The sequence below is a fragment of the Sphingomonas sp. KC8 genome (genome assembly GCF_002151445.1).
In the GTDB taxonomy this organism is placed as follows: Bacteria; Pseudomonadota; Alphaproteobacteria; order Sphingomonadales; family Sphingomonadaceae; genus Sphingomonas_E.
Window position 1 is genome coordinate 2,521,337 of the sequence record NZ_CP016306.1, and the last position, 19,744, is coordinate 2,541,080.

Annotated in this window: 17 protein-coding genes and 1 tRNA gene; 6 read left to right on the top strand and 12 right to left on the bottom strand. The window is 65.1% G+C overall.

Annotation, left to right across the window (positions count from 1 at the left end; all coding sequences use genetic code 11):
* Positions 1-14 precede the first annotated feature (14 nt).
* Entirely contained in the window at positions 15-881 is an 867-nt protein-coding gene (hflC, locus tag KC8_RS11915) for a protease modulator HflC (protein ID WP_010123788.1), read from the bottom strand.
* The gene (hflK, locus tag KC8_RS11920) at positions 878-2,038 is read right to left on the bottom strand and encodes an FtsH protease activity modulator HflK (RefSeq protein ID WP_010123787.1); all 1,161 of its coding nucleotides are present in this window, start codon (positions 2,036-2,038) and stop codon (positions 878-880) included. Before hflK ends, hflC begins: the two co-directional genes overlap by 4 nt.
* 71 nt (positions 2,039-2,109) lie before the next feature.
* On the opposite strand from hflK, the gene KC8_RS11925 reads away from it, so the two are divergent.
* On the top strand, positions 2,110-3,123 hold the full coding sequence (locus KC8_RS11925; protein ID WP_029624294.1) for an Mrp/NBP35 family ATP-binding protein: 1,014 nt from the start codon (positions 2,110-2,112) through the stop codon (positions 3,121-3,123).
* A 23-nt stretch (positions 3,124-3,146) separates the two neighbouring features.
* The gene (locus tag KC8_RS11930) at positions 3,147-3,575 is read left to right on the top strand and encodes a CoA-binding protein (RefSeq protein ID WP_010123784.1); all 429 of its coding nucleotides are present in this window, start codon (positions 3,147-3,149) and stop codon (positions 3,573-3,575) included.
* 189 nt (positions 3,576-3,764) lie between these two features.
* On the opposite strand, the gene KC8_RS11935 is transcribed toward KC8_RS11930, so the two are convergent.
* The 3 genes from KC8_RS11935 to lepA all read right to left on the bottom strand — a co-directional run bounded on the left by KC8_RS11935 (position 3,765) and on the right by lepA (position 7,176).
* Complete coding sequence (locus tag KC8_RS11935) at positions 3,765-4,175, bottom strand: cupredoxin domain-containing protein (RefSeq protein ID WP_010123783.1); 411 nt, start codon at positions 4,173-4,175, stop codon at positions 3,765-3,767.
* Positions 4,176-4,234: 59 nt separating this feature from the next.
* The gene (locus tag KC8_RS11940; RefSeq protein ID WP_010123782.1) at positions 4,235-5,116 is read right to left on the bottom strand and encodes a VOC family protein; all 882 of its coding nucleotides are present in this window, start codon (positions 5,114-5,116) and stop codon (positions 4,235-4,237) included.
* 236 nt (positions 5,117-5,352) lie between these two features.
* Positions 5,353-7,176: a translation elongation factor 4 gene (gene lepA, locus KC8_RS11945; RefSeq protein WP_010123781.1), complete on the bottom strand. Its 1,824-nt coding sequence runs from the start codon at positions 7,174-7,176 to the stop codon at positions 5,353-5,355.
* 204 nt (positions 7,177-7,380) lie between these two features.
* Here lepA and KC8_RS11950 point away from each other — a divergent pair, with 204 nt between their 5' ends.
* Positions 7,381-8,127, top strand: coding sequence for a CsgG/HfaB family protein (locus KC8_RS11950; protein ID WP_029624292.1), 747 nt, complete (start codon positions 7,381-7,383; stop codon positions 8,125-8,127).
* A 49-nt stretch (positions 8,128-8,176) separates the two neighbouring features.
* Here the strand turns inward: KC8_RS11950 and KC8_RS11955 are convergent, their stop codons facing one another.
* Both KC8_RS11955 and KC8_RS11960 read right to left on the bottom strand, forming a co-directional pair.
* Positions 8,177-9,184, bottom strand: a complete 1,008-nt coding sequence (locus tag KC8_RS11955; protein ID WP_010123779.1) for an inorganic phosphate transporter — start codon at positions 9,182-9,184, stop codon at positions 8,177-8,179.
* A gap of 15 nt (positions 9,185-9,199) precedes the next feature.
* Positions 9,200-10,312 carry a DUF47 family protein gene (locus tag KC8_RS11960; RefSeq protein ID WP_029624291.1) on the bottom strand — a complete coding sequence of 371 codons (1,113 nt, stop codon included), beginning with the start codon at positions 10,310-10,312 and terminating at the stop codon, positions 9,200-9,202.
* A gap of 129 nt (positions 10,313-10,441) precedes the next feature.
* Between KC8_RS11960 and KC8_RS11965 the strand changes: the two genes are divergently transcribed.
* The 3 genes from KC8_RS11965 (at position 10,442) to KC8_RS11975 (ending at position 12,680) form a co-directional block, all read left to right on the top strand.
* Entirely contained in the window at positions 10,442-11,749 is a 1,308-nt protein-coding gene (locus tag KC8_RS11965) for an FAD-dependent oxidoreductase (RefSeq protein WP_010123776.1), read from the top strand.
* Between the two features lie 87 nt (positions 11,750-11,836).
* Positions 11,837-11,913, top strand: a tRNA-Pro gene (locus tag KC8_RS11970).
* 95 nt (positions 11,914-12,008) lie between these two features.
* Positions 12,009-12,680: a spermidine synthase gene (locus tag KC8_RS11975; protein WP_010123775.1), complete on the top strand. Its 672-nt coding sequence runs from the start codon at positions 12,009-12,011 to the stop codon at positions 12,678-12,680.
* A gap of 16 nt (positions 12,681-12,696) precedes the next feature.
* Here KC8_RS11975 and KC8_RS11980 read toward each other — a convergent pair whose 3' ends face one another.
* The 5 genes from KC8_RS11980 to KC8_RS12000 are packed head-to-tail and all read right to left on the bottom strand — an operon-like array spanning position 12,697 to position 19,743.
* Complete coding sequence (locus tag KC8_RS11980; protein ID WP_037495397.1) at positions 12,697-13,935, bottom strand: glycosyltransferase family 4 protein; 1,239 nt, start codon at positions 13,933-13,935, stop codon at positions 12,697-12,699.
* A 14-nt stretch (positions 13,936-13,949) separates the two neighbouring features.
* Entirely contained in the window at positions 13,950-15,266 is a 1,317-nt protein-coding gene (locus tag KC8_RS11985; RefSeq protein WP_010123773.1) for a TolC family outer membrane protein, read from the bottom strand.
* Between the two features lie 46 nt (positions 15,267-15,312).
* Positions 15,313-16,539 carry a helix-turn-helix transcriptional regulator gene (locus KC8_RS11990; RefSeq protein ID WP_010123772.1) on the bottom strand — a complete coding sequence of 409 codons (1,227 nt, stop codon included), beginning with the start codon at positions 16,537-16,539 and terminating at the stop codon, positions 15,313-15,315.
* Positions 16,540-16,552: 13 nt separating this feature from the next.
* On the bottom strand, positions 16,553-17,911 hold the full coding sequence (locus KC8_RS11995; RefSeq protein ID WP_010123771.1) for an HlyD family type I secretion periplasmic adaptor subunit: 1,359 nt from the start codon (positions 17,909-17,911) through the stop codon (positions 16,553-16,555).
* Positions 17,908-19,743 (bottom strand): type I secretion system permease/ATPase, encoded by a 1,836-nt coding sequence (locus KC8_RS12000; protein WP_010123770.1) that lies wholly within the window; start codon positions 19,741-19,743, stop codon positions 17,908-17,910. The genes KC8_RS11995 and KC8_RS12000 overlap by 4 nt, the downstream gene beginning before the upstream one ends.
* Position 19,744 lies beyond the last annotated feature (1 nt).

Genomic DNA, 19,744 nt, shown 5'->3' on the forward strand with positions numbered 1-19,744 from the left:
GCGTGCCCCCCATTTTACTTCCTCCCGCGAAACTCGCGGAGATATTCGTTGTCCGGCGACAGGATCACCGAAGATCCACCGGTCGCTTCGTTGCCGTCGGTACCAAAGGATATCTTGTACGACTGCATCGCGCGGTAGAAATTGTAGAAATCCGGGTCCTTGCCGAAACTTTCGGCATAGACGCGGGCGGCGTCGGCATCGGCTTCGCTGGTGATCAGCTGGGCCTGCTTGCGCCCTTCGGCCTCAATCGAGCGGGCTTCCTGCTGGCGTGCGGTGCGCATCCGCTGGAATGCGCTGTCCAGCGGCGTGCCGCTCGGCAGGTCCGCCCGCTTGATCCGCACGTCGACGATTTCGGCGCCATATTGCTTGGCGACACGGGCCAGCGCGTTCTGGATATTGTCCATCACCTGGCCGCGTTCGGGGCTGAGCAGCGACGCGAACGGCCGCTTGCCAAGCTCGTTGCGCAACGCCGAACCAAGGATCGGCTTCAGCGCTTCGCCGACGCGCTTTTCGCTACCCGCCGAAATGTACATCCGCCGCGGATCGACGATGCGGTAACGGGCGAACGCGTCCACCTCCAGCCGCAGCTGATCGGTCGACAGCACCGCCTGGCGCTGCATGTCGAAATCGAGCACGCGCTTGTCGACCCAGATAATCTGTTCGACGAACGGGATGCGGAACAGCAGCCCGGCCCCCGTACGGCCGAACTCTTCGCTGGGGCTGTAGCGGTTGACCACCTTCACCGGCTGGCCAAACCGGACGATCAGCGCCTGCTTGGTTTCCGGCACCACCTTCACGCACAGCATCAGGACGACGAGCAGGACCAGCGCCAGCATCGCCCAGACCACCGGGGTGCGGCCATAACGGTCAGCCGGGTTCATCGTGCGCCTCCCTGTGCGGGGGCAGGTGTGGCCGTGGCCGCCGGCGCCGGCGTTACGGCGGGTTCGGGGCGGCGCACCTGCGACAGCGGCAGATAGGGTTGAACGCCATTCGCCTCGATCACCGTCTTGTCGGTCTTGGCCAGAACCTTCTCCATCGTCTCATAATACATGCGCCGCCGGGTCACTTCCGGGGCCAGTTTATATTCGGCATAAACCTTGTCGAACGCCTGCGCCTCACCCGAAGCCTTGGCCGTCAGCTGCATGGCATAAGCCCGCGCCTGATTGAGGTAGGATTGCGCGGTCTGCTGGGCGGCCGACACTTCCTTGAACGCATCATTCACCGCGCCTGGCGGATCGGCCTGCTTGATCGCGACGCCCTGCACGGCAACGCCGGCGCGATAGCTGTCGAGCAATTCCTGCATGCGGGCGGCAACGCGCACTTCGATCTGGCTGCGCTGCGGGCCGATCGCGTCGTTCAGCGTCACGCGCGCCAGTTCTTCGCGCATCGCGCTTTCGGCGACTTCGCGGATCGTATCTTCGGGGTCGGCCAGTTCGAACAGGAAAAGTTCGGGGTCGCGGATGTTCCAGCGCGCCGAATAAGCGAGGTCGACGATATTCTGATCGCCGGTCAGCACCAGATTTTCCGCCGCTTCGCTGGTCGAACCGATGTCGACCGTGCGGATTTCATCGACGTCCAGCTTTTGCACCAGTTCAATCGGCGCGGGCAGCGAGAAATTGAGGCCGGTGCCCATCGTCCGCGAATAGGCGCCGAAGAACGTCACCACGCCGCGCTGCTGCGGGCCGATGGTGTGGATGCTCGTGCCCGCCAGCCACAGGATAATGAAGGCCAGAACGCCCCAGAACCACAAGGGCTTGCCGCCAAATTCGGGCATGCCACCGCTACCACCGCCACCGCCCATCTTTTCGCGGCTGCGGCGCAGCAGTTCATCGAGCGCGCTTGGCCCCTGACCGCCACCGCCGCCTGACGGGCGCCTGGGCGGGGGCTGATTCCACGGGTTGCGCGGGCCAAGCCCGCCACCATCACCACCGCCAGATCCGCCCCCGGATCCGCCGCCGGAGCCGCCCCACGGGCCACCCCCACCACTTTCGTTCAGGGCTGCGATTGACGGGGCAGGCGGGCCGGAATTGTTTTGCATGTTCGTCATTATAGGTAGCGCGTCGCGGAAAAACAGTGCCATCCGGCGATCTCGTGGCCTATGGCGCGAACATGAGCCATTCAGACCCCTTCTCCGCCGCGCTCGATACCATCGCCGATCCCGTTTCGGGCAAGGGCCTGATCGAAAGCGGGCGCTGTGCCGCCCCGCGCGTGAACGCCGTCGATCATATCGCCAGCGTCATCCTCGACGTCACCGGCCTGGCCGGCGATGATCGCGCCAAGATCGAACGCGCGATCCGCGGCAAGCTGATCGGGCTTGAAGGCGTGCGCGACGTGCGCATCGCGATGACCGCCGAAAAAACCGTCCACAAGCTGATCGTCGTCGGCAGTGGCAAGGGCGGCGTCGGCAAATCCACCGTCGCCGCCAACATCGCCGTCGCGCTGAAGCGCCTCGGCGTGAAGGTCGGGCTGGTCGATGCCGATATTTATGGGCCCTCACAGGCGCGGCTGCTGTCCACCGAAGGCCAGCGCCCCGAAGCCGAAAACCAGAAACTGATCCCCATCAACAGCCCGTTCGGCGTGCCGATGCTGTCGATGGCGCATCTGGTGGAGCCGGGGCAGGCGATCGCGTGGCGCGGGCCGATGGCCGGCAATGCGCTGGGCCAGTTGATCGACGCCGATTGGGGCGATGCGCAGGTGCTGATCGTCGATCTGCCGCCGGGCACCGGCGACGTTCAGCTGTCGCTGATCAGCAAGCACAAGCCCGCCGGCGCGATCATCGTGTCGACCCCGCAGGATCTGGCGCTGATCGATGCCACCCGCGCGATCGACCTGTTCAATCAGGCGACCGTGCCGATCGTGGGCATCGTCGAAAACATGGCCGGCTATGCCTGTCCGCATTGCGGGGAAGTCAGCGATCCGTTCGGCGCAGGCGGGGCGGAAGCCGCCGCCGCCGCGATCGGCGCGCCCTTCCTTGGCCGTATTCCGCTTGAAATCGCGATCCGGAAAGCATCCGACGCGGGCCAGCCGCCCGCCGCCGGTGGCGAAGCGACCGCCCAGCCCTTCCTCGATATCGCCGGGGGCCTGATGGGCTGGCTGAATGGCAGGGCAGCCCCTACCTTCTGATTCCCGTCAGAAGGAGAATTGCCATGCCATTGACGTCGGACGAAGATATCGCCGCCTTGCTGGGCCAGGTTCGGACGATCGCGCTGGTCGGCGCGTCGGACCGGCCTGATCGGCCAAGCTATCGCGTGATGCGCTTCCTCCAGCAGCACGGCTATCGCGTGATTCCGGTCAACCCGCAGATCACCGGCGAACATGTGCATGGCGAATATATCTGGCGCGAACTGGCCCAGATCGGCGAACCGATCGACATGGTCGATATCTTCCGCCGGCCCGAAGCGGCGGGCGAAGCGGTCGATCAGGCGATCGCGGCGGGCGCAAAGGCCGTGTGGATGCAGCTTGGCGTCGTCAACCAGGCCGCTGCCGCCCGCGCCGAAGCCGCCGGGCTGAAAGTGGTGATGGATCGCTGCCCCGCGATCGACATCCCCCGGCTGGGCCTGCCGCCCGTCGCCTAGAACCGATCGCCATTCCGCTTGTTGGCACCACCCACTCCCAAAAAAGCGCCGTCACCCCGGACTTGTTCCGGGGTCCACCGTGCGGCCACACGCCGGGGCATGAAGCGCTGGCGTTCGCGTTCGTGGAGAGATGGACCCGGAACACGTCCGGGGTGACGAAAGGATGGCTATCAACCAGCCCCGACACCCTCACTCCACGATGATATCGCCGGTCATGCCCCTCGTCGCGTGCAGGAAATGGCTGCATTTCAGCTTATACTGTCCGGCCACTGGCACCAGCGAGACATCCGCCACCGCCCCTTTGTGGAGGTCCACCACGCCCCCGTCCGGCCCTACCCCGCTGGGATATTGGGCGCTCGCAAAAAACTCCGGCGCGGAAAAATTATGCCCGCCAGAGCCGGCATTGGTGAAATGCAGCACATAAGGCTGCCCCGCTTTCAGATGCAGCGATCGCGGCGTGAAGGCGAAGTTCGACAGCGTCACCTCCACCCGCTCGGCCTTGGTCCAGTCGACACCCACGACCGGCGCGGCGGACGCGGCCCCCGCCGCCAGCAGGGCGATCGACAGGATAGCAGGCGGCAGCAGGGTACGGACACGCATCACGGCCTCCTTCTCCCCTGATGCCGCCAATCTACCACCGCCGGCCGCCGGCCGAAAGATCAGCCCGCCATCGCCCGCATCAGTTCGATCCGCACGCCATCACGATCGGCGCCGTGGTGCAGTTCGATCCCCGGCGTCGCGATCCGCATCGTCGGCACCCAGCTGCCGCCGGCGGCTTCCAGCCGCGCGGCCTCGGCATCCACATCATCCACCCAGAACGCCAGATGGGTCAGCCCGAACTGGTTGATCGGCCGCCGTTCGCGCGGCCCGAACGAACTGGGTTCATAGGTTTCGAGCAGTTCGATCGTGTTGCCGGCGGCATCGCGCATCATCTGCGCGCGCAGCTTGATGCCGGGAACTTCATTCACCGTCGCCAGCCAGTCATAGCCGCCATCGAGCACATAATTCTCGGCCGGCTGGAACCCCAGCGCCTGATAATATGGCATCGCCGCATCGACGCTTTCAACGCAGATGCCCGAGTGCGAGAACCCGGCGTTCAGCCCGTCCATCTTCATCAGTTCGATCCGCACGCCATCGGGATCGGTGCAATAGAGCATCGTCGTGCCGCCCTCGGCGAAATGCGCGCGTGTTTCCTCAAACACATGGCCGCCGGCCGCGCGCAGCCGGTCCGCCGCCGCATCCATGTCGTCGACGCGCAACGACAGATGGACAAGGCCATATTGGATCGTCGATCGCCGCTCACGCGGGCCAAATCCCGGCGGCGACAGGAAATGCATCAGTTCGATCACCGGGCCATCGGGATGACGCAGCATCACCGCGCGCATCTGCACGCCCGAAAGCTCCATCGTCTGGTCCATCAGCGCGCCTTCGATCAGGCCATGATCGCGGAACGGTTCAAACCCCAGCCCTTCGCTGTAAAAGCGAATCGATGCGTCCAGGTCACTGACGCATAGGCCGCGGTGGGACAAAGTGATGCTCATCGTCTTGCTCTCCAATCCTGTCGCCCGGCTTATCATGCCGCCGACAGCCGCCGTCCCCCTCTAAATGGAGCAGGCGTTCCGCAAGCGCGCCAGACCGCGCCGCGCCGCATCACGATGCGGCACGATCGCAGCGCAATGGCACCAACAAGACATATTCAGGCAAAACATATTCGGGATCGCACCCGCCCCCTCCGCACCGAAGGGGGGAGGGCGCGGGCCGGCTCCGTTGCGAAGGCCTAGTTTTCGTCGCCCATCCGCAGCGCGGCGATGAACGCTTCCTGCGGAATGCTGACCGAACCATATTCGCGCATCCGCTTCTTGCCTTCCTTCTGCTTTTCCAGAAGCTTCTTCTTGCGGCTGGCGTCGCCGCCATAGCATTTGGCAGTCACGTCCTTGCGCAGCGCCGCGATCGTTTCGCGCGCGATCACCTTGCCGCCGATCGCCGCCTGGATCGGGATCTTGAACATGTGGCGCGGGATCAGATCCTTCAGCCGTTCGCACATGCCGCGGCCACGCGATTCGGCGGTGCCGCGGTGGACGATCATGCTCAGCGCATCCACCGGTTCGTTGTTGACGAGGATCGACATCTTGACGAGGTCGCCCTCGCGATAGCCGATCTGGTGATAATCGAAGCTGGCATAGCCGCGCGTGATCGATTTCACCCGATCGTAGAAATCGAACACGACTTCGTTGAGCGGCAGTTCATAGGTCGCCTGCGCGCGGCCGCCGACATAAGTCAGGTTCTTCTGGATGCCGCGGCGATCCTGGCACAGTTTCAGGATCGAGCCGAGATATTCGTCGGGCACATAGATCGTCGCTTCGATCCACGGTTCCTCGATGCTGTCGATCCGGTTGGGATCGGGCATGTCGGCCGGGTTGTGCAATTCGATCGTGCGGGCTTCCGCCTCGCCCGCCGCCTTGGTCAGCTGCAGGCGATACACCACCGATGGGGCGGTGGTGATCAGGTCGAGATCATATTCGCGGGTCAGCCGTTCCTGGATGATTTCCAGGTGGAGCAGCCCGAGGAAGCCGCAGCGAAAGCCGAAGCCCAGCGCCGCCGACGTTTCCATTTCAAAACTGAACGACGCATCGTTCAGCCGCAGCTTGGAAATCGATTCGCGCAGCTTTTCGAAATCGTTGGCGTCGACCGGGAACAGGCCGCAGAACACCACCGACTGCACTTCCTTGAACCCCGGCAGCGCTTCGGCGGCGGGCTTCTTGGCATCGGTGATGGTGTCGCCGACGGCGGTCTGGCTGACTTCCTTGATCTGCGCGGTGATGAAACCGACTTCGCCAGGGCCAAGGTCGGTCAACTGTTCGATCTTCGGGCGGAAACAGCCGACGCGATCGACCAGATGGGCCGTGCCGGCGTTCATGAACTTGATCTGCTGGCCCTTCTTGATCACCCCGTCGATGACGCGGATCAGGATGACGACGCCCAGATAGGGATCGTACCAGCTATCGACCAGCATCGCCTTCAGCGGTGCTGCCGCATCGCCCTTGGGCGGCGGAATCTTGGTGACGATCGCTTCCAGGATATCGTCGATGCCGATGCCCGATTTGGCCGAAGCCATCACCGCTTCGGATGCGTCGAGGCCGATCACCTCTTCGATTTCGGCGCGCACCTTTTCAGGCTCGGCGGCGGGCAGATCGATCTTGTTGATGACGGGCACGATCTCATGATCATGCTCGATCGACTGGTAGACGTTGGCCAGCGTCTGCGCTTCCACGCCCTGCGCGGCATCGACGACGAGCAGCGCGCCCTCGCACGCGGCCAGGCTGCGGCTCACCTCATAGGCGAAATCGACGTGGCCGGGCGTGTCCATCAGATTGAGGACATAGGTCTCGCCATTCTTGGCGGTGTAGTTCAGGCGCACCGTCTGCGCCTTGATGGTGATCCCGCGTTCTTTTTCGATGTCCATGTTATCAAGGACTTGGGCGGACATTTCACGATCGGAAAGGCCGCCGGTGCGCTGGATCAGGCGGTCTGCCAGCGTCGACTTGCCATGATCGATATGCGCGATGATCGAGAAATTGCGAATGCGGTCGAGCGGGGTCACGAAACAGCCGATCTTCTGGGAAGGGATGGAATTGCCGTCGCCGATAGCATCAAGCGCGGTGCTTGCCAAAGAGATGTGGCGCAACGGCGATTTACGCGATGTGACCGGTGTCACAAGATGGCCGGTAACCCTATGCTAACCCCATGCTGTTTCAGCATTAAGCTTCATCCAACAGGGAGACGTACAGTCGTGAAGAAGATCGTGATGCTCGCTGCGGCCCTTGCCGTCACGGGCACGATGGCCCCGGCCGTCCATGCGCAGTCCTCCGCCCGCAAGCAGCAGGCCTCGAAGCAGGCGGAAATTCCGATCTGCACGCGCAAGCTCGGCACCATCGCCATCGTCGAGCCGGAAAATCAGTGGTGGCGCGAACTCAGCCTCGGCAGCCCCGAAGCGATCATCAAGATCTTCGTCCAGAAGTCGGGCTGCTTCACGCTGGTCAATCGCGGCCGCTCGCTCGCCAACCGCAACATGGAACGCGCACTCGCGGACTCCGGCGAACTTCAGGCCCGCTCGAACATCGGCAAGGGCCAGGTGAAGGCGGCGGATTATTTCCTCCAGCCCGATATCGTCAGTTCGAACAGCAATTCAGGCGGCAATTCGTTCGGCGGCCTGGTCGGCGGTTTCCTTGGCAACCGCACGCTTGGCGCGCTGGCCGGCGGCCTGTCGATCAAGAAGAAGGAAGCCAACGTCACCCTGTCAGTGGTCAATGCCCGCACCACCGAGGAAGAAGCGCTGGTCGAAGGCTATGCGCGCAAGCAGGATCTGGGTTTTGGCGCCGGCGCCGGGCTGTTCAGCGGCGGCGCGTTCGGCGCGGGTGCCGGCGGCTATGAAAATACCGAAATCGGCCAGGTGATCGTGCTCGCTTATCTCGACGCCTATACCAAGCTGGTCGGCCAGCTCGGCGGTCTGCCCGCCAATGCATCGGCCGCCGCGCCCAAGGCGACGCGCTAACCGGAAAGGCCGGGAGGCCGCACCACCGCCGCCTCCCGGTTTTTTTCGATCAGGCGAACAGGCCTGCGAGCCAGTAGAACAACGCGCCGATCGCGGCCGCCGCCGGCAGGGTTACCACCCAGGCGATGACGATCCGGCTGGCGATGTTCCAGCGCACCGCCGATACACGGCGCGCGGAACCGACGCCGACGATCGCGCCGGTGATGGTGTGCGTCGTCGATACCGGAATGCCCAGCCAGGTTGCGCCGAACAGGGTGATCGCGCCGCCGGTTTCCGCGCAGAAACCCTGCGCCGGCGACAGGCGCGTGATCTTTGATCCCATGGTGTGGACGATCTTCCACCCGCCGAACAACGTGCCCAGCCCCATCGCCGCCTGACAGCTGATCACCACCCAGAACGGCACATGGAAATCGCCCTGCAGCATCCCTTGCGAATATAGCAGCACGGCGATGATCCCCATCGTCTTCTGCGCATCGTTGCCGCCATGCCCCAGCGAATAAAGCGAGGCGGACACGAACTGGAGCTTGCGGAACCAGCGGTCGGCCAGGGTGGGCGTGGCGCGCACGAACGCCCAGGATGTGATCAGCACCAGGATCAGCGCCAGAACCAGCCCCACCGCCGGCGACAGCACGATCGCCGATGCGGTCTTCAAGACGCCGCTCCAGACGATCGCGACGCTGCCCGCCTTGGCGGTGCCAGCACCCAGCAGACCGCCGATCAGCGCGTGGCTGCTGCTCGATGGAATGCCCAGCGCCCAGGTGATGAGGTTCCACGAAATCGCGCCCATCAGCGCGCCGAAGATGACATGCGCGTCGACGATGTCGGCGCTGACGATGCCACGCCCCACCGTCTCGGCCACATGCAGGCCAAAGAACAGAAAGGCGATGAAGTTGAAGAATGCGGCCCACATCACCGCATATTGCGGGCGAAGCACACGGGTGGAGACGATCGTCGCGATCGAATTGGCGGCGTCGTGCAGGCCGTTCAGAAAATCGAACAGCAAGGCGACGCCGATCAGGCCGATCAGCAGCGGCAGCGCAAGGGCGGCGGCATCCATGGTCAGCGCCCCTGATCAGGCATGGTCGATCACGAGACCCTGGATCTCGTTGGCGACATCCTCGAACCGATCGACGATCTTTTCCAAATGGCTGTACAATTCACGGCCGACGATAAACTCCAGCGGCTTGCTGTCGATATGCGCGCGGTACAGCGCCCGCAGCCCGGCATCGTGAATCTCGTCGGCATGGCCTTCGATCTGCACCAGCCGTTCGGTCAGTTCGTGCAGGCGCGCGCCATTCTTGCCCACCGAACGCAACAGCGGCATCGCTTCCTGCGTGATCCGCGCGGCTTCGACGATGATCCCGGCCATGTCGCGCATCTGCGGTTCGAAGCTGGTGATTTCGTACAGGGTGATCGCCTTGGCGGTCTTGTTCATCTGGTCGATCGCGTCGTCCATCACGCCGATCAGGCTGGTGATGGCGCTGCGGTCGAACGGGGTGATGAAGATCCGCCGCACATCCTGCAGCACTTCACGGGTGATTTCGTCGGCTTCATGCTCGCGATCGAAGATTTCACGGACATGGACCTCCATGTCGTCCTGCCCTTCAAGCAGTTGGGCGAGCGCATCGGCACCGGCGACAAGCGTCGCGGCATGATCCTCGAACTGTTCGAAAAAGCTTCCCTGCTTGGGCATCAGCGCCTGGAACCAGCGTAACATCGGTATCGTCGCCCCCCAATTGCGGACGCAGGCCACCCCGCGTTCCACCAAGCCGGCCCGCACGATAGGCGCCTGGAAACCGGCAATCATTTGTTTCAGTCGTGGTTCGTCCACCGCTTCGGCGGCTTCGGCCAGCGTGAACCAGCGTGTTTCACGTTCGTCCTGCTCGGGCCATTCGTCGGCCTGCGCCAGCACCGCCAGCGGAAACACCGCCACCGTCGCATTGCGTTCGGCCCCGTTGCGTTTTTTCTTGCGGTAACGGTAGGTGCCCAGCGCCGACGGGCAGGGAATGCCCGTGATGCCGGCTTCCTCATACGCCTCGTGCGCGGCGGCCCGGTGCGAATCCAGCCCGCGGATTGGATTGCCCTTGGGGATCACCCAGCGCTTCGTTTCGCGCGACGTGATCAGCATCACCCGCGCCGATCCGTCCGCCTCGATACGGTAAGGCAAGGCTGCGATCTGGCGAATGGCGATAGGCTCCTTCAGGATTGCGCGGCGTCCTTGAAGCGGAACATCGCGAAATGCAATCGTCGTGCGGCTCTTGTGCCATGGCCGCGCGCCGCTACCATCCCTCCAAACAGTGGAGAGGCAAGCGATATGCGGCACATCGCGATCATCGGTTCCGGCCCGGCGGGCTATTATACGGCGGAAGCCTGCCAGAAGCAGTTCGGGAACGATGTCGCGATCGACATGATCGATCGGCTGCCCGTTCCCTACGGGCTGATCCGCTTCGGCGTCGCCCCCGATCACCAGTCGATCAAGGCGGTGTCGCGCCGGTACGAACAGGTCGCGCTGTCGGATAATGTCCGCTTCGTCGGCAATATCACGGTCGGCGATCAGGTGACGATCGAAGAGCTGCTGTCGCTCTACGACGCGGTGGTGCTGGCGACGGGCGCGCCGGTCGATCGCGCGCTCGGCATTCCCGGCGATGATCTGCCCGGCGTGATCGGGTCGGCCGCGTTCGTCGGCTGGTATAATGGCCATCCCGATTTCACCGATCTCAATCCGCCGCTTGATGGCGCGGCCGCGGCCGTGATCGGCAACGGCAATGTCGCGCTCGATGTCACCCGCATCCTTGCCAAGGCGCCGGCCGAATTTGTCGGGTCGGATATCGTGACCCATGCCTTTGCCGCCCTTGGCAATTCGGCGATCCGCCGGGTCACGGTGGTCGGCCGGCGGGGGCCGCACCAGATCGCGATGACCCCCAAGGAACTGGGCGAACTCGGTCATCTCCAGCGCGCCGTACCGCATGTCGACCCGGCCGATTTGCCGCCCGAGGCCGACGATGCCGCGCTCGATCCCGGCCAGCGCAAGGCGGTCGGCCATCTGCGCAGCTTCGCCACGCTCACGCAGGACAAGGACGTTGCGGTCGATTTCGATTTCTACGCCCGGCCCGTGGCGATCGAAGGCGATGGCAAGGCCGAACGGCTGATCGTCGAACGCACGCGGCCGGTGGGCGATGGCCAGGTGGAAGGCACCGGCGAAACCTACGCCATCCCCTGCGGCCTCGTCGTCGCGTGCATCGGCTATCGCACCCCGCCCATCCCCGGCGTGCCCTATGACGACCGCGCCGGGCGATTCGCCAACAGCGAAGGCCGGGTGCCGGTCGACGGCGGCAATCTCTACGCGGTCGGCTGGGCGCGGCGCGGCCCCACCGGCACGATCGGCACGAATCGCCCCGATGGCTATATGATCGCCGAATCGATCGCCGCCGATCATCCGCAAGCCGCCAACAAGGCCGGCGGCCCGGGCCTCGATTCGCTGCTGGCGGCGCGCGGCGCGGACAAGGTGAGCTTTGCCGACTGGCAGCGGATCGAGGCCGCCGAGGCCGCCCGCGCCCGCGATGGCGCGCCGCGCGAAAAATTTGTCGTCGTCGCCGACATGCTGGCCGCACGAGACGCTTGAACAGTCCGATAATCCCCCCTATAGGCGCCCGACTTGGCCAGCAGTCGCGCTCTCCCGTGAGCACAAAAGAGCGACTGCACTCCGTGTCGGGGAGTAGCTCAGCCTGGTAGAGCACTGTCTTCGGGAGGCAGGGGCCGGAGGTTCGAATCCTCTCTCCCCGACCACATTTTCTTCTGTTTTCCGCCATGAGCGGACAGGGTGCCAAGGTTCACACCGGGCCTTGGCCTGCGCGCCACGCGCCCTCTTTGGCGAGATATCCATGGTTCCCAGGGTTCTGATCGACACGGCAGACATTCCCGGCGGCGGCGGGCAGTTGCGGCTGATCCAGCGCGGCGCCGAATTTTCGATCATGCTCGGCAATAACGAGTTGATGAACAGCCGGCTCAGCGGGTCCGAAGAAGCGCTGGCGACCTTGTCCTGCGAAAAAATCCTGCCGCGTGTCCGGCCGCAGATGCTGATCGGCGGGCTGGGCATGGGCTTTACGTTGCGCGCAGCTCTCGCCGTGCTGGCCAAGGACGCCGCCGTCACCGTCGCCGAACTGGTGCCCGCCGTCGTCGCGTGGGCGCAGGGGCCGATGGCGCACATCTTCGGCGATTGCCTGACCGATCCGCGCACCCGCATCCATGTCGGCGACGTGGGTGATGTGATCGCGGCGGCGAAGGGCCAGTATGACGCGATCCTGCTCGACGTCGATAACGGCCCGGACGGGCTGACCCGCGCCTCCAACGACCGGCTTTACGGCCAGCACGGCCTGGCCGTCGCGCGCGCCGCGCTGCGCCCCGGCGGGGTGCTGGCGATCTGGTCGTCCGCGCCCGACAAGGCGTTCACCGAACGGCTGCGCGGCGCGGGCTTCATCGTCGATGAAGTGGTGGCGCGTGCCCGCGGCATAAATGGCGGGCGGCATGTGATCTGGCTGGCGACGAAGCCCTGATGCGGCGGTCGCGGCGTCACGCTGCGATATGGGTGGCCCTCCGGTCCAGCCCCGCCACGCGCTCAACGACGCGCTGCCATTTCGCCAGGCTGTCGCCCAGCGCATAATGTTCCACCACCGTCGCCCGCGCGGCATCGCGCAACGGCTGCAGCGCCGCCTGTACCGGCAGGACGCGGGTCACGGTGTGCGCCAGCGCGCGCGCATCGAAGAAATCGACGAGGATGCCGTTCACCCCGTCGGTGATCACCTCGCGCACCGGCCCGGTATCGGATGCGATGACGAGCGCGCCCATCGCCATCGCCTCGACGCACGACCAGCTCAGCACGAACGGATAGGTCAGGTAGACGTGCGCCGCCGACACTGCGAGCGCATCCAGATAGGCGTCATAGCCCAGCCGCCCGGTAAAATGAACGCGTGCTGGATCGAACGGCACCTCGGCGCACATCGCCTCGCGCCAGTTGGGGTGGGTCGCCGGCTTGCTGCCATAGCTGACATCATCCCCGCCGATGATCAGGATTTCGGCGTCTGGCCGCAGCCGCTGGATGTGCGGGATCGCGCGCATGAAGGTGCGGAAACCGCGATAGGGTTCCAGGTTGCGGGCGACATAGGTGATCACCGGATCGCCCCGGCGCAGCACGCGGCCATCGGGCAGGGTAAAGCCCGCCGCCGGGCGCGGGCGCACATGGTCCACATCGATGCCGTCGAAAATCACGTCGATCTTGTCGTGGAACGCCTCCGGGTGGCTCGCTTTCTGCCATTTGGTCGGGCTGACGGCGGCATCGCAGCTTTCCAGGCTGGTCAACAGCGGCGCGTTGCGGATGCGTGTCCGGCAGATCGTATCGATCGTGCATTCTTCTTCGGGGTCGAAACCGATGTCGAGGCCGTGGCTGCGATAGCATAGCTCGGCAAACAGGATCAGCGGCGTCGCCGGCAGCACGTCCTTCACGAACAGGGCCTCGCCCCAGCCGGGATGCGCGATCACCAGATCGGGCCGGAAACCGGAACGCGCCAGTTGCTGGATGGCGCGCGCGGCCTGCTGGCCATGGCGCACCGCATCCTCGAACCGGCGCAGATAATGGTGGCCCGCACCGTTCGATGCACGCGGGGCGGGATAGGTTGCCGGTTCCACGCCGGGCAACGACCGCCGCACGGTCTGCGTCAGGAAAACCACGCGGTTGCCGGGCTGCGCGGCCAGCATCGGCGCCAGATGCTTGAACTGGCCGGGCATGTTCTGATGAATGAAAAGGATATTCATGCGCCAGCGCCCCATCACGGCTCGAAACCGATCCAGCGCCCGGCCGCGCGGCGATAATGGGAGGCGGGATCATAGCGGTCAACCGGCAGGTTGAGGTCCGCCGCCGTCGCCTTGCCCATCGCCGCGATCAGCCGGAACCCGGCGATATACTCCTCGTGCGCGGCGGTGACGTGGGCGATCTTCGCGTCGCGCAGTTCGCGTTCGGCATCGAGGATGTCGAGCGTCGTGCGCGTCCCGCCCAGCGCCTCGCGGCGCACCCCGGCCACCGCCACTTCATTGGCTTTGGTCGCTTCGACATACGCGGCCTCCGCCACCCGCGCCGTCACCAGCCGGTCCCATGCGACGCTGACCTCGGCCATCACCTCGCGCGATGCTTCGTCAATCTCGTGCAGCCGCACTTCACGGGTATGCTTGGCCCGGCGCACCGCCGCATATTCGGCGCCGCCCTGGAACAGGGGCACGGTCAGCACGAGCTGGAAGGTCGCCAGGTCCTGGTTCACCTTGCGCCCCAATATCTGCACGATTTCGTTGCGATGATTTACCGCAGCGCTGGCATCCAGCGACGGCAGCAGCGCGCCCTTGGCGCTTTTGAGCTGATAGTCCGATACTTTCATCGCATGTTTCGCCTGCAGCAGGCGCGGGCTGTTATCTTCGGCAATGGCCACCGCATCGTCACGCGATGACGGCATTTGCGGCAGCGGCGGCAGCGCTACCAGCTGGTCCGCATCATCGCCGACGATCGAACGGAAACGCGCCCGGCTTTCGGCCAGCCGCCGTTCGGCCACACTGACCGACGCCAGCACGCCCGAAAGCCGCGCCTGCGCCTGCGACACATCGGTCTTGGTCCGTTCTCCCAGATCGAGCCGGCGTTGTTCGGCGGCGCGCACCCCATCCAGAATCTGGACCATGTTGCGATTGAGTTCGAGGATTTCTTGATCGCGCAGCACCGCCGAATAGGCATCGACCACGCCCAGCAGGATATCGATCTCGCTCTGCCGTAGTGATTCCCGCCCGGCCAGCACGTTTGTTTCGGCGGCGTTTACATTGTTGCGAATGCGGCTGCCGCGGTACAATGGCTGCGTCAGGCGCGCGCCATAGATGCCCCCGGTGCCGGCGACATCGATTTCGCTGCGGGTCAGATTGGCTTCCCCCACCAGGGTCGGCCGCCCGCCGGACCGCGCCGTCGCGACATCCTCGTCAAGCACCTTCAGCCCTTCGCGATCGGCCAGCAAGGTGGGGTTGCCGGCATAGGCCCGCACCATCGCCTGTTCGAGGGTGATCTGCGCTTCGGCCGTGCCGGCCATCAGCGTCGATGCCAGCAGAAGCGCCACCCCATTTGTCCTGCATGTCATCCCGTCCCCCTGTCGCAGCCCCGTTTCAGAAACTCATGATCTGATGCCGATCGGGTTCGGCGCGCGGCTCCCCGCTACGCAAAGGCGGGGTCAGCGAAGCGACCAGGATACCCAGTTCCAGTTGGCTGCTGATGCCCAGCTTGGCGTAGATCCGCTTCAGATAGGTCTTGGCGCTCTGTTCGGTGATGCCCACGCGCGCCGCCGCGGCCGCCGATGATCCCCCGCTGATCAGCGCGCCCACCAGCCGCGCCTCCGACGGGATGAGACCGAAGGCCGAGATCAGCTTGCTCGCCATTTCGGATGCGTCATGCTGCGGCACGATCACCAGCACCGCGCGATTGCCCTCCAGCCCGTGCCGCCCGATCACCGATCGCAGCACGACCAGATCGCCGCCGCCATTTCTGGGCAACAGCAGGAACTCGTCCTCCGCATCCGCCCCGGGGGCCAGGGATCTGCCGACGCGCCCGATTGCCTCGCGCAACACAGCGGTTTGCGCGGGGATGGACGAGGCCAGCATGTTGCCGCCGTTGCGGACGAGGAGGTCGCGTTCGGCGAGCAAAAGCTCCGCCCGATAATTGGTCCAGAATACCTGCGCGGTCTGGTTCACAAGGATGAAGGCTGGCGCCAGCTCGTCGATCATCCCTTCCAGAATGCGGACGCGGCGTTCGCGCCGGGCATTCAGCGCATGGGTTGCGGCGCATTGCGCCAGCACACGCAACGCCAGCCGCAGGCGGCGCTTGTCGATCGATGCCGGCTCGGTCGCGTTGCGCCAGCCGATCAGCATCCAGAACACGCCTTCATTGGGCACGTCGATGCACCCGGCCGCTAGCCGCGACAGACGTTTGAGCCAGGGCAATTTGGCGATGTCGGCCACTTCGTTGGGGTCGACCATCACCAGATTGCCGTCATGATGGTCCTTTTCGGCGATCAGCCCTTCCAGCCAGCCGCGCAGCCCTTCGATGTCGATGAACGTCAGGTCGGATTGGCTGCACCCGGACGACAGCACGGTGCCGCGCCGCTGCGGGCCGAGTGCGGCCAGCACGCCGATGCAGCTGTCGCCGCCCGAAAAATCCACCGCCGCCTTCCAGGCGTCGGATAGCGGGCTGGCATCCACCCGCACCTGCCAGTTGTTGAGCGGGCCGCGCGCTCCGTTCATCGGCCGGGCGATCTGGCGCCGTTCGCCCGGATGCGCCGCGGCCGTCGCGCCCAGCTGCGGAACCGGTCCCATATCGGTGATTTCGCCGTCGCGCATCGCCCCGCCTCCGTCAAAATTCGCGGAACGAGCGGTGGAAACTGTCCACCAGCGGCTGGAACAGATAGGCGAACAGCGAGCGCTTACCGAGGACCACATAGACTTCGGCGGGCATGCCCGACAGCAGCTTCACATCCATCTTGCCGAGCGCGGCCGCGTCGTTGATCTCCACTTCGATCGCGTAAAAGGCCTCGCCGCCATTTTCCGGCGTCGTCGCGTCCTGCGACACGGCGGTGACCCGCCCGTCCAGCATCGGCACGCTCCGGCCGCTATAGGGCAGCAGCTTCACTTCGGTCGGCAGGCCAATCACGATATTCTCGATATCGATCGGCCGGACGTGCGCGGTGATCATGAATTCCTGCCGGTCGGGAACGATATCCAGGATCGGCTGGCCCGGCCCGACAACGCCGCCGATCGTGGTGTACCGCAGCGCCACGACCTGTCCGTCCGCCGGGGCGACGATCGTGCGCCGCTGGTCCACGTCGGTCGTCGCGCGCAATTTTTCGCGCACCTCGGACAGGCTGAGCTGAACGTCGCGCAATTGCTGCGTCACTTCGTTGCGGCGATCGCCGGAAAGCGCGCCGATGCGCGCATTGGCCTCGCCCATGGCGCGCCTGGCCGTCAGAATCTGCGCCGAAAGGCTACCGATCTGCCCTTCGACCGCGGCAACGGTGCGCTGCAATTCCATCAGCCGCGACCGCCGTTCCAGCTGCTCCGCAACCAGTTGCTCCACGGTCGCCAGTTCGCGCCGCAACAGCGGCAATTGCGATTGCTGCGCCGCCAGTTGCGCCTGCAACCCGCCGATCTGCGCCTGGGCCTGCGACGCGGTTTCCCGGTAGATCTGCATCTGTCCGCCCAGCGCGCCCCGCCGGCTTTCCAGCATCGCCCGCTGGCTGCTCATGATCTCGTTCGCCCGGCCGCTTTTATCGGCGCGCAATTCTTCCGGGAAATCGATCGTCCCGGTGCCCGCCAGTTCGGCCTGAAGGCGTTTTTCCTCGGCGATCAGCGTCAGATATTCGGATCGTGCGGACACTGCCGCCGCGCTCGACTGGACGGTGTCCAGCCGCATCAGGGGCTGTCCTTTGCGGACGCGCTGATTCTCATGCACCAGAATCTCGCTGACCATCCCGCCTTCGAGATGCTGCACCACGCGCCGGCGCCCTTCCACCTGCACAAGGCCGGGCGCGATGGCCGCCTTGCTCAGCGGCGCGATCAGCCCCCACAGGGTGAACAACGCCAGGAAAGCAAGGATCGCCCAGCCAGCGATCTTCAGCGGCCGGGCCAGCCCCGGCACGCTGCCGTCGGATGCCTCCGCCATGTCGTCGGGCCAGCCCGGCCCGCGCGAGCGATCGGTAAGAAGCAGCTGGCTCATGCCGGTTCCTTCGCGTCTTTCGGGGCGTCGGCCGCCGGCTGGGCGCCACCTTCGTCGTCGGCAGCGGGCAGGTCCGGCTGCTCGGCCTCATCGGTGATCGCGGGCGGTGCGGCCGGCTCGGCGGGCAATACGTCCTCGCGTTCGGTCATCGCTATCTCGGACGACGCACCATTTCCGCGCACTCCATCGAGCACGGTGCGGGTCGCCCCGAAGGCGCGGACCATGCCAGCGTGCAGGATCAGCAGCTTGTCCATCTGCGTGATCAGCGATTGACGATGGGTCACGACGATCGTCGTGACGCCGGCCGTCTTCAGGCGTTCCAGCGCGATCCGGAGCGCATTCTCGCCCTTGATGTCGAGGTTCGAGTTCGGTTCGTCGAGTACGACGAAGCGCGGCCGGCCGAACAGCGCGCGGGCCAGGCCCACCTGCTGGCGTTGCCCGCCGGACAGCAGCATTCCGCCTTCGCCGATTTCGGTGTCATAGGCGTTGGGCAGGTTCAGGATCATGCTGTGGCAGCCAGCCATCCGCGCCGCGCGGATGATTTCGGCATCTTCGCATGTCGTGAAGCGCGCGATATTTTCGGCCACCGTCCCGCTGAACAGTTCCACGTCCTGCGGCAGATAGCCGACATATTGGCCGAATTCCTCCCGCCGCCATTTGGATACGTCGACCCCGTCGAGCCGCACGACGCCGCTTTGCGCCCGCAGGATGCCCAGCAAGACCCGCGACAACGTCGTCTTGCCCGATGCGGCAGGCCCCACGATCGCCAGATGGTCGCCTGCCTCCAGCGTGAAATCCACGCCCCGCAGGATCGCGGTCGGGTGTCCGGGCAACATCAGCGATACCCGGTCGACAACCACCCGGCCGCGCGGCGTGGGCAGTTCGGTTTCCGTGGTCCGCAGCGACGGCAGCTTGAAGAAACGCTGCAGCCGATCGTAGATTTCGCGGGTCAGCAACAAGGCCCGCCAATGGACCAGCACCCCTTCGACCGGCGCCAGCAAGCGGCTGACGATGATCGACCCCGCCATCATCGCCCCGCCCGTCATCTGATGATCGAGCACAAGCGTGGCGGCGACCGCATATAGCGCGATCTGGATCAGCGCCCGCGCCAGCCGCGTCCCGCTGATGATCGCCGCGGTGCGCTTTTGCACCCGTTCCTGGATGTGCAGTTCGCGCGCAATCTGCCACGACCAGCGGCGCGCCATCTGCGGCGCCATACCCAGGCTGTCGATCACCTCGGCGTTGCGCATGATCGCGTCGCTGTCCCGCATCGCCACCGCCGACAGCGCCGAAGCGTTGCGAATGTCCTTGTTGTTGAGCCGTTCGTTCAGGAACGCGATGCCGAACAGGATCGCCGTGCCGAATACCGCAATCACGCCCAAGAGCGGATGGATCAGGAACGCGACGATCAGATAGATCGGCATCCATGGCAGATCGAGCAGCGATGGCACGCCGGGACCGGACAGGAACCCGCGCAGATGGGAAAGATCACGCAACAGTTCGGACCGCAGATTGCCTTCGATCAGCCGCCGCTCGATCGATCGCATCAGGATATCCGGGGCCAGGCGGCGCGAAACCCAGTTGGCGATCCTGCCCAGCGCAAACGACCGGATCGCATCGAGCACCGCCGCCGTCACCAGCGCCACCACCGCCGCCAGCGACAGAAAGGCCAGCGTATCGGTGCTGCGGCTCGACAGCACCCGATCGAACACCAGCATGATGTAGAGCGACAGGGTGATACCAAGGATATTGGTGATCCCGGACAACCCCAGCATGATCCAGGCATAACGTTTGATCTGAACGACAACGCTATCAAGCAGCGTGTCGTCCACA